14 protein-coding genes are annotated in these 13,317 nt (G+C 64.1%); 10 read left to right on the forward strand and 4 right to left on the reverse strand.

Annotation, left to right across the window (positions count from 1 at the left end; translation table 11 throughout):
• Positions 1 to 22: 22 nt before the first annotated feature.
• Positions 23 to 1,966: an FTR1 family protein gene (locus tag B2790_RS22735; protein ID WP_286919828.1), complete on the forward strand. Its 1,944-nt coding sequence runs from the start codon at positions 23 to 25 to the stop codon at positions 1,964 to 1,966.
• 133 nt (positions 1,967 to 2,099) lie between these two features.
• On the opposite strand, the gene B2790_RS22740 is transcribed toward B2790_RS22735, so the two are convergent.
• Complete coding sequence (locus B2790_RS22740; RefSeq protein WP_015268535.1) at positions 2,100 to 2,345, reverse strand: TIGR02647 family protein; 246 nt, start codon at positions 2,343 to 2,345, stop codon at positions 2,100 to 2,102.
• 70 nt (positions 2,346 to 2,415) lie between these two features.
• On the reverse strand, positions 2,416 to 2,718 hold the full coding sequence (locus B2790_RS22745; RefSeq protein WP_085591763.1) for a hypothetical protein: 303 nt from the start codon (positions 2,716 to 2,718) through the stop codon (positions 2,416 to 2,418).
• Positions 2,719 to 2,865: 147 nt separating this feature from the next.
• Between B2790_RS22745 and B2790_RS22750 the strand changes: the two genes are divergently transcribed.
• The gene (locus B2790_RS22750; protein ID WP_025337273.1) at positions 2,866 to 3,528 is read left to right on the forward strand and encodes a glutathione S-transferase; all 663 of its coding nucleotides are present in this window, start codon (positions 2,866 to 2,868) and stop codon (positions 3,526 to 3,528) included.
• Positions 3,529 to 3,633: 105 nt separating this feature from the next.
• Here B2790_RS22750 and argH read toward each other — a convergent pair whose 3' ends face one another.
• Positions 3,634 to 5,028 (reverse strand): argininosuccinate lyase, encoded by a 1,395-nt coding sequence (gene argH, locus B2790_RS22755; RefSeq protein WP_025337274.1) that lies wholly within the window; start codon positions 5,026 to 5,028, stop codon positions 3,634 to 3,636.
• Positions 5,029 to 5,325: 297 nt separating this feature from the next.
• On the opposite strand from argH, the gene B2790_RS22760 reads away from it, so the two are divergent.
• The 7 genes from B2790_RS22760 (at position 5,326) to rsd (ending at position 11,780) form a co-directional block, all read left to right on the forward strand.
• A complete protein-coding gene (locus B2790_RS22760) occupies positions 5,326 to 6,069 on the forward strand; it encodes a LytR/AlgR family response regulator transcription factor (protein WP_015268539.1) in 744 nt (247 codons plus the stop codon).
• 195 nt (positions 6,070 to 6,264) lie between these two features.
• Positions 6,265 to 7,206 (forward strand): hydroxymethylbilane synthase, encoded by a 942-nt coding sequence (gene hemC / locus B2790_RS22765; protein WP_286919830.1) that lies wholly within the window; start codon positions 6,265 to 6,267, stop codon positions 7,204 to 7,206.
• Complete coding sequence (locus tag B2790_RS22770; RefSeq protein WP_286919831.1) at positions 7,203 to 7,970, forward strand: uroporphyrinogen-III synthase; 768 nt, start codon at positions 7,203 to 7,205, stop codon at positions 7,968 to 7,970. The genes hemC and B2790_RS22770 overlap by 4 nt, the downstream gene beginning before the upstream one ends.
• Positions 7,971 to 8,015: 45 nt before the next feature.
• Positions 8,016 to 9,116 (forward strand): uroporphyrinogen-III C-methyltransferase, encoded by a 1,101-nt coding sequence (locus B2790_RS22775; protein WP_025337277.1) that lies wholly within the window; start codon positions 8,016 to 8,018, stop codon positions 9,114 to 9,116.
• Positions 9,113 to 10,351, forward strand: coding sequence for a heme biosynthesis protein HemY (locus B2790_RS22780; protein WP_286919832.1), 1,239 nt, complete (start codon positions 9,113 to 9,115; stop codon positions 10,349 to 10,351). The genes B2790_RS22775 and B2790_RS22780 overlap by 4 nt, the downstream gene beginning before the upstream one ends.
• A gap of 221 nt (positions 10,352 to 10,572) precedes the next feature.
• On the forward strand, positions 10,573 to 11,079 hold the full coding sequence (locus B2790_RS22785) for a disulfide bond formation protein B (RefSeq protein ID WP_286919833.1): 507 nt from the start codon (positions 10,573 to 10,575) through the stop codon (positions 11,077 to 11,079).
• Positions 11,080 to 11,309: 230 nt separating this feature from the next.
• Positions 11,310 to 11,780, forward strand: a complete 471-nt coding sequence (rsd, locus tag B2790_RS22790; protein ID WP_137162748.1) for a sigma D regulator — start codon at positions 11,310 to 11,312, stop codon at positions 11,778 to 11,780.
• A 9-nt stretch (positions 11,781 to 11,789) separates the two neighbouring features.
• On the opposite strand, the gene B2790_RS22795 is transcribed toward rsd, so the two are convergent.
• A complete protein-coding gene (locus B2790_RS22795; RefSeq protein ID WP_286919834.1) occupies positions 11,790 to 12,428 on the reverse strand; it encodes an FKBP-type peptidyl-prolyl cis-trans isomerase in 639 nt (212 codons plus the stop codon).
• Between the two features lie 380 nt (positions 12,429 to 12,808).
• On the opposite strand from B2790_RS22795, the gene B2790_RS22800 reads away from it, so the two are divergent.
• Positions 12,809 to 13,317, forward strand: a 509-nt coding sequence (locus B2790_RS22800; RefSeq protein WP_286919835.1) for an AlgP family protein, incomplete at its 3' end; no start/stop codon positions are given.

Genomic DNA, 13,317 nt, shown 5'->3' on the forward strand with positions numbered 1-13,317 from the left:
CGAAGCAAAGTGGGAGTGAACAATGTTCTCTTTCGCATTCCCTTCGAGACTGGCCATGAAAACCCGTTCCCGTCTGCTTGCCTGGCTGCCGGTTATATTGCTCGGCCCGGTGCTGGCGCTGTGCAGCACCCTGGCGCTGGCCGAAGCCCCCGCCGAGGCCACCAAGGCCCTGCACCTGCTGGACTACATTGGCGCCGACTACCCGCCCACCGTGCAAGACGGCAAGGTGATCGACGATGGTGAATACCGCGAGCAGCAGGAGTTCAGCGCGGTATTGGCCGACTTGGTCAAAGGCCTGCCTGCGCATGCAGAACAAGCAGCCCTGGAGCAGGGCGTCCAGGCGCTGCGCCAGGCCATTGACCAGCGCCAGGACGGCCCGGCTGTTGCCAGGCAGGCCCGCCAGCTGGGTGCGCGCCTGGCGGTGGCCTACGAGGTCAGCCAGGCTCCGGTAATTACTCCGGACCCGGCCCGCGGCGCTTCGCTGTATGCGCAAAACTGCTCGATCTGCCACGGCGAAACTGGCGCCGGCGACGGCCCGGCCGGCGTGGGCCTGGAGCCTGCACCCGCCAACCTGCGCGATGTTTCGCGCCTCGACCAGTTGAGCCTGTTCGACCTCTACAACACCCTGGCCCTGGGCATCGATGGCACCGAGATGCCTTCGTTTGCCGACCAGCTGGACGACCGCCAGCGTTGGGATGTGGCTGCCTACATCGCCAGCTTCACCGCCAAGCCAGAAGCCGGCAAAGGCGACAAGACCTGGAACATCGCCGACCTGGCCCGCCAGACCCCGGCCGAAGTCGCCGCCAGCGAAGGTGCCACGGCCGTGGAGGCGTTCCGCGCCCAGCGCGCCCAGCCGCCGCAGGTCAAGCGTGGCCCGGCGCAATTGCTCGAATACACCGCCAGCACTCTGGACAAGAGCCTGGCGGCCTACCGCGCAGGTGATCACGACCAGGCCTATGACCTGTCAGTGGCGGCCTACCTGGAAGGCTTCGAGCTGGTGGAAAGCTCGCTGGACAACATCGACACCCAGGCGCGCAAGGACACCGAAAAATCGCTGATGGCGTACCGTCAGTCGCTGCAGGACGGCTTGCCCGTGGCCCAGGCCGAGCAACGCCTGAGCGAAGCCAAGGCCAAGCTCGAGCAGGCTTCCAAGCTGCTGGGCAGCGATGGCCTGAGCTGGTCGCTGAGCTTTGTATCCGGCTTGCTGATCCTGCTGCGCGAAGGCCTGGAGGCGATTCTGGTGCTGGCGGCGATCCTGGCCTTCCTGCGCAATACCGGCCAGCAGTCGGCGGTGCGCAGCGTCAACATCGGCTGGGGCCTGGCGCTGGTGGTTGGTTTCGCCACCTGGGCGCTGGCAGCCTACGTGATCGACGTCGGTGGCGCCCAGCGCGAACTGCTGGAAGGCTGCACGGCGCTTTTCGCCGCGGTGATGGTGCTGTGGCTTGGCGTGTGGATGCACGACCGCCGCCATGCCGCCGCCTGGCAGGACTACATCAAGAGCAGCCTGGTCAGTGGTGGCGGACGTTTCGGTTTTGCCGTGCTGGCGTTCTTCTCGGTTTACCGCGAACTGTTCGAAGTGATCCTGTTCTACGAAACCCTGTGGCTGCAGGCCGGCCCAGCCGGGCACCAGGCGGTGCTGGCGGGTGGTGCCACGGCGCTGGTGCTGCTGGTGGGGTTGGCCTGGGTGATCCTGCGTGGCTCGGCCAAGCTGCCGCTGTCGCTGTTCTTCAGCATCAACGCCGCGCTGCTATGTGCCTTGTCGGTTGTGTTCGCCGGGCATGGCGTGAAGGCGTTGCAAGAGGCCGGGGTACTTGGAACACGGCCGGTGGCGTTCTTCGAGTTCGACTGGCTGGGGATTCACGCTGACGCCTACTCGCTTTCGGCGCAGGCGCTGGCCTTGCTGGCCATCGTGTTCCTGTACGGGCGCTCGCGCCTGGCGGAAAGGCGCAGGGCAGCGGCCAACTGATTGGGGCCGCGCTGCGGCCCATCGCCGGCAAGCCAGCTCCCACCCCGACCGCATCGGCTTCAAGCCATTTGCAGTACCTGTGGGAGCCGGCTTGCTGGCGATGGGCTGCAAGGCAGCCCCTGGCATTATCAGTTCAGGCCGGCTGTGGCGCCTTGAGAATGTTCTGCAGCAACTGGACACTTTCGACAGCGTCATGACCCAGGCTGGTCAGGTAGCCGCCATCAGGTTGATCGGTCAGCCCCTTTTCATGCAGGCGTTGCGCGGCGGCTACCAGGGCGGGGGAAGCGTTCTTGTGAATCTTGATGCCTTCCTGGCTGCTGTCGTGCTTGAACAGCGAAAGGACTTCCAGTTCAGCGATCAGATCGGGGGTAAAAGGCATGGCGACTCCTGACTTCCAGACAAGGATGACGGCACCGTTCTACGGTGCCTGACCTTCGAGTGTAGCCGGGTTATTCGTCCTCGCCTTGATCCATCTCAGGCGGCAGTTCCGGCAGCGCGCGCAGGGCATTCTCGTACCACTCGCGGTCGAACTCGCGGTCTTCCACCAGCATGTTGTCAATTTCGAAGGCCAGTACATGGGCCATCAGGTTGAGAATGTCTTCGCGCTCGTAACCGACCAGGGTCAGTTTGTTGAATGTGGCTTTCGCCGCCGCCGGGTCGCCACTTTCGATCTGGTTCTCGATGGCCTGGGTCAGCGTTGCCTCGGCGAAGGCTTCGTCGTCGTCATTGTCGATGTCGGTGGGCTCGCTCATGGCGGTACTCCTAGGGTGGGATGCACAGTGTGCCACGCTTGTGGCGGCAATGCCCGGGCATTGACGGGGCGCATGACGCTGGTCAGGAGCGGGCGTACGGTCTATAAAAGCCGGGCCAACCCCTTACGGCCTGGAGGCTGTTACCTCATGCTCAAGCTTCATGGATTCTCGGTCAGCAACTACTACAACATGGTCAAGCTGGCCCTGCTGGAAAAAGGCCTGCCCTTCGAGGAAGTCACCTTCTATGGCGGCCAGGCGCCACAGGCGCTGGAAGTGAGCCCGCGAGGCAAGGTTCCGGTGCTGCAGACCGAACATGGCTTCCTCAGCGAAACCAGCGTGATCCTCGACTATATCGAGCAGACCCAGGGCGGCAAGGCGCTGCTGCCGGCCGACCCGTTCGGGCAGGCCAAGGTGCGTGAGCTGCTCAAGGAAATCGAGCTGTACATCGAACTGCCGGCGCGTACCTGCTATGCCGAGTCTTTCTTTGGTATGCAGGTCGAGCCGCTGATAAAGGAAAAAGCCCGTGCCGACCTGCTGGCCGGTTTTGCCACGCTCAAGCGTAACGGCCGCTTCGCACCCTATGTGGCGGGTGAGCAACTGACCCTGGCAGACCTGATGTTCTGCTTCTCGGTCGACCTGGCCTGCGCGGTGGGCAAGAAGGTGCTGAACATCGACTTCCTGGCGGACTTCCCGCAGGCCAAGGCGTTGCTGCAGCTGATGGGCGACAACCCGCACATGGCGCGGATCGTGGCGGACAAGGAGGCGGCGATGCCGGCCTTCATGGAGATGATTCGCAGCGGCAAGCGTTGAGTCTGGTGTTGGACCCTTCGCGGGCACGCCCGCTCCCACAGGGAAACGATGTACCTGTGGGAGCGGGCGTGCCCGCGAACGAGGGCGAAGCCCTCGCAATGGGCCTTAACGCGAAGCCAGCAGCGCCTTGCCGCGGGCGACGGCCGCACGCACCTGCGCCGGTGCGGTACCACCAATGTGGTTACGGGCATTCACCGAGCCTTCCAGGGTCAGCACGGCAAACACGTCCTGCTCGATCTGGTCGCTGAACTGGCGCAGTTCGTCCAGGCTCATTTCGGCCAGGTCCTTGCCGGTGTCCACGCCATACTTCACCGCGTGACCCACGATCTCGTGGCAGTCACGGAACGGCAGGCCACGGCGTACCAGGTAGTCGGCCAGGTCGGTGGCGGTGGAGAAACCGCGCAGGGCCGCTTCACGCATGATGGCGTGCTTGGGCTTGATTGCCGGGATCATGTCGGCAAAGGCACGCAGCGAGTCGCGCAGGGTGTCGGCGGCGTCGAACAGCGGTTCCTTGTCTTCCTGGTTGTCCTTGTTGTAGGCCAGCGGCTGGCCTTTCATCAGGGTCAGCAGGCCGGTCAGGGCGCCGAACACACGGCCGCTCTTGCCACGTACCAGTTCCGGCACGTCCGGGTTCTTTTTCTGCGGCATGATCGAGCTGCCGGTGCAGAAGCGGTCTGGCAGGTCGATGAACTGGAACTGCGCGCTGGTCCACAGCACCAGCTCTTCGGAGAAGCGCGACAGGTGCATCATCGCCACGCTGGCGGCGGCGCAGAATTCGATGGCGAAGTCGCGGTCCGACACGCCGTCCAGCGAGTTGCCGGCCACGGCTTCGAAGCCCAGCAGCTTGCAGGTGAGTTCACGGTCGATCGGGTAGGTGGTGCCTGCCAGCGCGGCGCTGCCCAGGGGCATGCGGTTGGCACGCTTGCGGCAGTCGACCAGGCGCTCGTAGTCGCGGCTGAGCATTTCGAACCAGGCCAGCAGGTGGTGGCCGAAGGTGACCGGTTGGGCCGTCTGCAGGTGAGTGAAGCCGGGCATGATGGTCTCGGCTTCACGCTCGGCCTGCTCCAGCAGGCCCTGCTGCAGGCGGGTGATTTCGGCCAGGATCAGGTCGATTTCGTCGCGCAGCCAAAGGCGAATGTCGGTGGCCACCTGGTCGTTGCGGCTACGGCCGGTGTGCAGCTTCTTGCCGGTGATGCCGATACGGTCGGTCAGGCGTGCCTCGATGTTCATGTGTACGTCTTCGAGGTCGACACGCCAGTCGAAAGTGCCAGCCTCGATCTCGCCCTGGATGGTCTTCAGGCCATCGATGATGGTGTCGCGCTCGGCATCGCTGAGCACGCCGACCTGCGCCAGCATGGTGGCATGGGCGATCGAACCCATGATGTCGTGGCGGTACAGGCGCTTGTCGAAATCGACCGAGGCGGTGAAACGGGCGACGAAGGCGTCGACGGGCTCACTGAAGCGGCCGCCCCAGGACTGATTGGTCTTGTCGGTGCTCATGGATTCACTCATTGCAGGCGTGAACGAAAAAGTGGCGCCGATGATAGCAGGGTTTGGGCTGGCCGCCGCAGGGCGCTGGTCGAGAGAAATACGCGGAAAACGATAGAGAAGGATTTGCAGGAATGAACGGCAGTGTTCCACGGACCGTCTACAGTTGGACAGAGGACTGGCAGTGAATCTGCCGGCCGAGTGAATCTTTGGCCATCGCACCGGTCTAGAGCGTGACCTTAGTGTCGCTCGAACCATACCTGTCTACGCTATACCTGTGCGAGACTCATTCAGGAATCCAGCGCAATTATGAATGTCCTGATCGTTGATGACGAACCCCAAGGCCGTGAGCGCCTTAGCCGGCTGCTCGGCGAACTGGAGGGTTACACCGTGCTGGAGCCTAGCGCCACCAACGGCGAGGAGGCCTTGGCGCTGATCGAAAGCCTCAAGCCCGATGTGGTCCTGCTGGACATCGGCATGCCAGGCCTGGACGGCCTGCAGGTTGCTGCTCGCCTGTGCGAGCGCGAGGCGCCGCCGGCGGTGGTGTTTTGCACCGGGGACGATGAATACGGTGCCGAGGCTTTCAAGGACAGTACCCTCAGCCATGTGACCAAACCTTTCCAGGCCCAGGCCTTGCGCGATGCCTTGCGCAAGGCTGAAAAGCCCAACCGCGCCCAATTGGCGGCGCTCACCAGGCCGGCCAATGAAGGTGGCGGGCCGCGTAGCCACATCAGTGCCCGCACGCGCAAAGGCATCGAGCTGATCCCTTTGCCCCAGGTGATCTATTTCATTGCCGATCACAAGTACGTGACCTTGCGCCACGAGGCCGGGGAAGTACTGCTCGACGAGCCGCTCAAGGCCCTGGAAGACGAGTTTGGCGAACGCTTCGTGCGTATCCACCGCAATGCGCTGGTCGCCCGCGAGCGTATCGAACGCCTGCAGCGCACGCCGCTGGGGCATTTCCAGCTGTACCTGAAAGGCCTGGACGGTGACGCCCTGACCGTCAGCCGGCGCCATGTGGCCGGTGTGCGCAAGATGATGCAAACCCTCTGAGCCTGTACCGACCCAATCGCCGGCAAGCCAGCTCCCACAGGTATAGCGTCAGCCTTGAGCCTTGCACGGCTTCTGTGGGAGCTGGCTTGCCGGCGATTGGGCGGTACAGGTAAGCACAGGATCCTGATCCACATCTGCTAGCGATACCGGCGATGCTGTTATCATCGACAGCATTTCTCTGGATCGGGGCGTTCCATGTCCACTCGCGAAATCCGCATTGCCACCCGTAAAAGTGCCTTGGCCCTGTGGCAGGCCGAATACGTCAAAGCCCGCCTCGAGCAGGCCCACCCCGGTCTGCTGGTGACCCTGGTGCCCATGGTCAGCCGTGGCGACAAGCTGCTCGACGCGCCGCTGGCAAAGATTGGTGGCAAGGGCCTGTTCGTCAAGGAACTGGAAACCGCCCTGCTGGACAACGAAGCCGACATCGCCGTGCATTCGATGAAGGACGTGCCCATGGACTTCCCCGAAGGCCTGGGCCTGTATTGCATCTGCGAGCGCGAAGACCCGCGTGATGCCTTTGTTTCCAATACCTTTGATAGCCTCGACGCGCTGCCTGCCGGCAGCATCGTCGGTACCTCCAGCCTGCGTCGCCAGGCCCAGTTGCTGGCGCGTCGCCCGGACCTGCAAATCCGCTTCCTGCGCGGCAACGTCAACACCCGCCTGGCCAAGCTGGATGCCGGTGAGTACGACGCCATCATCCTCGCCGCCGCCGGCTTGATCCGCCTGGGCTTCGAAGACCGCATCACCTCCACCATCAGCGTCGATGACAGCCTGCCGGCTGGCGGCCAGGGCGCGGTGGGCATCGAATGCCGCAGCGCCGACCAGCAAATCCACGCGCTGCTGGCGCCGCTGCACCATGCCGATACCGCCGACCGAGTGGTGGCCGAACGCGCCCTGAACAAACGCCTGAATGGCGGCTGCCAGGTACCGATTGCCTGCTATGCGGTGCTGCAAGGTGACCAGCTGTGGCTGCGTGGCCTGGTCGGCCAGCCCAGCGGCGGTACCCTGCTGGTGGCCGATGCCCGCGCCCCACGTACTGCCGCCGAAACCCTGGGCGTGCAGGTGGCCGAGGACCTGCTGGGGCAGGGCGCCGAGGCCATCCTCAAGGAAGTCTACGGCGAGGCCGGCCACCCGTGAGTTCGTGGCGCCTGTTGCTGACCCGGCCTGCCGAGGACTGTGCGGCACTGGCGCAAAGCTTGGCAGCGGCGGGGGTAGCCAGCAGCTGCCTGCCGCTGTTGGCAATCAAGCCCGTCGCTGTGGATAACCAGCAACGCCTGTTGCTGGAAGGCCTGCAGGGCTTCCAGGCGATCATCGTGGTCAGCAAGCCGGCAGCCCGGTTGTTGCTTGAGCGACTGGCCGATGCCGGCCTGCAGCCACCCGTGCAAGGCTGGTTCACTGTGGGCGAGGCAACCGCCGCCGTGCTGCAGGGTGCGGGCCTGGCAGTGAGCTTCCCCGCACGTGGCGATGACAGCGAAGCGTTGCTGGCGCTGCCAGCCCTGCGCCAGGCAGTTGCCGTGCCGGCGCCGCGGGTCTTGATCGTTCGTGGCGTCGGAGGTCGCGAACTGCTGGCAGAGCGTCTTGCAGAGCAAGGTGCTAGTGTCGATTATCTGGAACTGTATCGTCGCTGCCTGCCGGATTACCCGGCGGGCACCCTGATGCGCCGCATCGAAGCGGAACGCCTCAATGGCCTGGTGGTCAGCAGTGGGCAGGGTTTTGAACACTTGCAGCAGATGGCCGGCGCCGATTGGCCGCAGCTGGCGCGTCTGCCGCTGTTCGTGCCCAGCCCTCGGGTTGCCGAGCAGGCCAGGGCCGCCGGGGCCCAACAGGTTGTGGATTGCCGTGGCGCCAGTGCCACGGCCTTGCTGGCAGCCGTGCAGCTAAGCGCTGCACCTGCCTCTTAAGGCGCTAAGCTGAACGCGATGCGCCCCCATGCAAAGGATGGATACGTGAGCGAGACTGTCTTGTCCAATAACGATCAGCCGTCGGCACAGGCGCCGGCGGAACCCGTCACCGCCCCACCTGCCAAGCGCTCCGGCAGTGGCCTGGCAACGCTGGCCCTGCTGTTGGGCGCGGCCGGGGTGGCGGTAGGTGGCTGGGGTGTCTGGCAGGTGCGTCAACTGCAAGGCAGCGAATTCAACCAGGGCCAGCACATCGAGGCGCTGAACCAGCGCGCCGAGGCCCTGCAGCAGCGTGAACAGCAGATCAGCGCGCAGCTGGCCAGCCTGCCGGCGGCCAGCGAGCTGGAAGACCGCCGCCGCCTGGTGGCGCAGTTGCAAGGCGACCAGCAACGCCTCAGCCAGCGCCTGGAAACCGTACTGGGCGAAAGCCGCAAGGAATGGCGCCTGGCCGAGGCCGAGCACCTGCTGCGCCTGGCCACCCTGCGCCTGTCTGCGCTGCAGGACATCACCAGTGCCAAGGCCTTGGTCGAGGGGGCGGACGAGATCCTGCGCGAGCAGAGCGATCCGGGTGCCTTCGCCGCCCGTGAGCAACTGGCGCGCAGCTTGGCCACGCTCAACAGCACCCAGCAACCGGACCGTACTGGCCTGTTCCTGAAACTGGCCGCTCAGCGCGAGCTGGTGCAGCAACTCAGCGCCCAGTCGCCGGAGTTCGACACCAATGCCGATGCCCTGGGCGCGCTCACCGCCGATGGTGACGGCGCCAGTCGCCTGTCCCAGTGGTGGGCCGAGATCTCCAAGTACTTCCAGATCGACTTCAACGCCGATGACAACGTGCGTCCGCTGCTGGCCGGGCAGCAACTGAACCAGCTGCGCCTGGCCCTGAGCCTGACCATCGAGCAGGCCCAGTGGGCAGCGCTCAATGGCGATAGCAAGGTGTACACCCAGGCGCTGGACGACGCCCGCAGCGTGCTGCTGGCCAACTTCAACGCCGACAACCCGCAAAGCAAGGCCATGCTTGACAGCCTCAACGCCCTGGCCGAGCAGCCGGTGTCGGTGGTTACCCCCGACCTCAGCGAAAGCCTGGCCGCAGTGCAGGCCTATATACAGCGCCGCCACCTGCCGGCCGAGGCTGAAGGGGGCAAGCCATGAAGCGTGTCTACCTGCTGGCCGTGCTGGCGATCGTGGTCGCCGCGGCGCTGGGTATTGCGGTCGCCAAGCACAGCGGCTACGTGCTGATCTCCTATGGCAGCTTCCGCTACCAGTCGGGGCTGTGGGCGGCCCTGGCCGGCTTGCTGGCTGTAGTGCTGCTGCTGTGGCTGCTGCGCTACCTGGTCGGCCTGGTGCTGACTTCCAGCGGCGTGGTCAACCCGTGGTCGCGGCGTAATCGCAGCCGGCGCGTTCGTCTGGCCATCGAGCAGGGCCAGCTGGACCTCGCCGAGGGCCGTTGGGCCAGTGCCCAGCGTCATCTGCACCGTGCCGCCGAAGCCGAGCGCCAGCCGTTGCTGTACTACCTCGGTGCCGCGCGTGCCGCCAACGAGCAAGGCCGAACCGAAGACAGCGACAACCTGCTGGAACGTGCCCTGGAGCGCCAGCCGCAAGCGGAACTGGCTATCGCCCTGACCCATGCACAGTTGCAGATGGACCGTGGCGAAAGCGACGGCGCCCTGGAAACCCTGCTGGCCATGCAGGAGCGCCACCCGCACAACGGCCAGGTGCTGCGCCTGCTGCAGCGCCTGCACCTGGAGCGCGGCGATTGGTCGGCACTGATTCGCCTGCTGCCCGACCTGCGCAAGGGCAAGGTGCTGCCAGCCGCCGAGCTGGCTGCCCTGGAGCAACGTGCCTGGGGCCAGAACCTGAGCCTGGCCACCACCCGTGGCGAGGACGCGCAAAGTGCCCGTCAGGCCTTGGAGCGCGCCTGGCAGCAACTGACCGCAGCCCAGCGCCAGGAGCCTCAGCTGGTGCTGGCCTATGCCGAGCAATTGCGCCAGGTGGGTGCCCAGAGCGAAGCCGAACAAGTGCTGCGCACCGCCCTCAAGCGTGAATACGAAAGCCACCTGGCCCGCCTGTACGGCCTGGTGCGCGGCGATGACCCGGCGCGCCAGCTGCAAACAGCCGAAGGTTGGCTCAAGGCCCACCCGCAAGATGCCAGCCTGCTGCTTACCCTGGGCCGTCTTAGCCTGCAGAACCGCCTGTGGGGCAAGGCGCGCGACTATCTGGAAAGCAGCCTGCGCATGGAGCGCAACCCCGAGGCCTGTGCCGAGCTGGCGCGCCTGCTTGCCGGCCTTGGCGAGACCGAGCGCAGCAACCAGCTGTTCCAGGAGGGCCTCGGCCTGCTGGACGAGCGCCTGCTGGCCCTGCCTTTGCCCGAAGGCGTACGCGCCTGACCTACCCCAGGGCCCGCGCAAAGGTGCGGGCCTTGGGGGCGGGTAACTTTTCTCTTGATGTAAGTTAGATCTGCAATCCATTTCTTCAGACGTTTCCTACTGCATAGTTGGAAATTTCCTTCGCGATTCAGCGACTTGTCGTTGCTGTCGCGCCTTGAAACAAAGCGCGTCTTTCCTCTACCGTTTCAGGCCACTTCATTATCCCGGGACCTTCACCGCCCATGCTGCCGGCCCGTTTGCGCACCTTTTTCCTACCTGCCTGCCTTGCTGCACTGGCGGTACTGGCCGCGTCCTTCCACCTGGAAAGCGTCCTCGGGCTGGTGCCCTGCCCGTTGTGTTTCAGCCAGCGGCTGCTGCTTGGCCTGTACGCGCTGCTGTGCCTGGCGGCAGTGGTGCAGGCACCGGGTACGGCGGGCATTCGCTGTTACGCGCGGGCGACGCTGGGCTGTTCGCTGGCCGGGGCGTTGCTGGCAGCGCGACATGTCTGGTTGCAAGGGGATGACGGGGCCATCCCGGTCTGCCCGGTGCCGCTCGGGCGGCTGTTCGAACAATCCTGGGGCGAGGCGGCCCGGCAATTGTTGTTCGGCGGCCCGGATTGCAACTCGCTGGCCTGGAGCTTTCTCGACCTGACCCTGCCCGAGTGGAGCCTGCTGGCCTTCCTGCTGCTGGCGGTGCTGCCCTTGAGTTGCCTGCTGGCGTATCGTTTCCGCACCCTGGCGAGAACATGACCTGGCGCAAGGTTGCGCCATTGGCACGACCAATGGCCGTGTAACAGGGTATTAAACACTTGTATGAACTTTGTCCGCTGCGTACCTTGAAGGGCAGCACGCGCGGGAATAATCTCCCAGCACGCATACCGAAAACACAACTGCTCGATGCCGCCTGCTGATGTCACCTCTGTGCTGCACGGTCGTGGTGCGAGGTGCAGCGGCATCTACCCAGAAGGGAAGAGATCGCCATGCTCGATAGTTGTCAGAACGCTCAGGAACGCTGGGGTGGGGTTCACAAACTGATCGACCGCTGGCTGGAGGAGCGCCAGGAACTGGTGCAGGCTTTCCGCGCGCTGCGCGATGCCAAGCCGGCCTTCGCCGACAAGGACACGAACGGGGACTTTTGCGCGCTCCTTGTCGACTACGTTTCGGCGTGGCATTTCGAGGTTTGCGAGCAGCTGGTCAGTGAGGCCAAGGCCTTCGGCGACGAGAAGGCGCTGATGCTGGCCGAAGAGATCAACCCACGGATCAACGACATTACTCAGATCGCACTGGCCTTCAATGACCATTGCGCCAAGGGTGAATGCAAGGACACCGAACGCTTTGCCGAAAAGCTGGGCAAGCTGGGTGGCCTGCTGCACGAGCGCTTCGAACTGGAAGACTGCCTGATAGAAGTGTTGCACAACGCGCACAAGGAAGAAGGCGCGGTCCAGGCTTGAGGGTTGGCGTCAGTCGCCAACCGCCAGCAGTTCGATCTCGAACACCAGGGGTGTATAGGGTTCGATCAGGTCGCCCGCACCCTCGGCGCCATAAGCTTGCGCTGAGGGAATCACCAGGCGCCATTTGGCGCCGGTGTGCATCTTTGGCAAGGCCACCTGCCACCCTTCGATTACCGAGTCCAGGCTGAACCACTGGGGCGTCTGGTTCTGGTCGAACACCGAGCCGTCTGGCAGCCTGCCCACGTAGCGCACTTGCACCTTGCCACCGGCTTTGGGCTGCGCACCCGTACCTGCTTGCAGTTCGCTGTAGAGCACGCCCTCCGGTAGTTCGTGCACGCCATAACGACCACGCTCGTTGGCCATGAAGCGTGTTTCGGCAGCTTGAAGTTTCTGCATGGCGGCATCGCCTTCCTGGGCTTCCTGCTGCTGGAGCAAGGCCTGCATGCGTGCCTTGTCGAGTTTCAGCGGTTGCCCCTGGTAGGACTGGCGCAGGCCTTCTACCAGCGCATCCAGTTGCAGGCCCGGCATATCCTGGCGCAGCCGCTCACCCAGGCTGGCGCCGATGCTGTAGGCGACGTCATGTTCTTCGCTGTCGGCCAAGGCGATGGGTGCCAGCAGGCATAAACCTAAAACAAGATATCGAAGCATGGTCAGTTCCTGCGCCAATGAGCGGGGAAGTATGCCAGTGTTCGTTATTTGTATTCGCCTTTTTACGCCCGCTGTAGGAGCGGCCTTGTGTCGCGAAAGGGCTGCGGAGCAGCCCCGGCGATATTTGCCCTGGCGCTGAAACCGGGGGCCGCTCCGCGCCCCATCGCGACACAAGGCCGCTCCTACAGGGGGGTGTGCAATACAGATAATTGCCAAATATCAGCAATGATTTATTCAGCAACTACACTTGCTCGGAGCTGCAAGATAACAACTTTGCCCAGGCATGCAACGCGGCGTAAATAATACTGTCAACATGCCCTAGCGGCGGTAGCAGCAGAAGCATAGTATGAGCCGCAATCTCGTCAGCCAGGAGGTAAACCATGTCGGCTAAAAAGAAGCCAGTAAGCACGCCGTTACACCTGCTCCAGCAACTTTCGGGCAGCTTGCTCGAACACTTGGAAGATGCCTGCTCGCAAGCGCTGGCTGATGCGGAAAAACTGCTGGCCAAGTTGGAAAAGCAGCGTGGCAAGGCCCAGGAAAAACTGCACAACGGTCGCCTGAAACTGCAAGACGCGGCCAAGGCAGGTAAAGCCAAGGCGCAGACCAAGGCACAAAAAGCCATTGGCGAACTTGAAGAACTGCTCGACTCCCTCAAGGAGCGTCAAAGCCAGACCCGTTCTTATATCCAGCAACTCAAGCGCGATGCTCAGGACAGCCTCAAGCTGGCCCAAGGTGTAGGCAAGGTTCGCGAAGCTGCAGCCAAGGCGCTTGACCAGCGTGCTGCCAAGACCTCCAAACCGGCAGCCGCCAAACCCGTCACCAAGGCTGCTGCGGCCAAACCTGCAGCCAAGCCGGCCGCCAAGGCCGCTGCTGCTGCCAAACCTGCGGC

This window comes from Pseudomonas sp. UBA6753, from assembly GCF_002453565.1.
Lineage (GTDB): Bacteria > Pseudomonadota > Gammaproteobacteria > Pseudomonadales > Pseudomonadaceae > Aquipseudomonas > Aquipseudomonas putida_Z.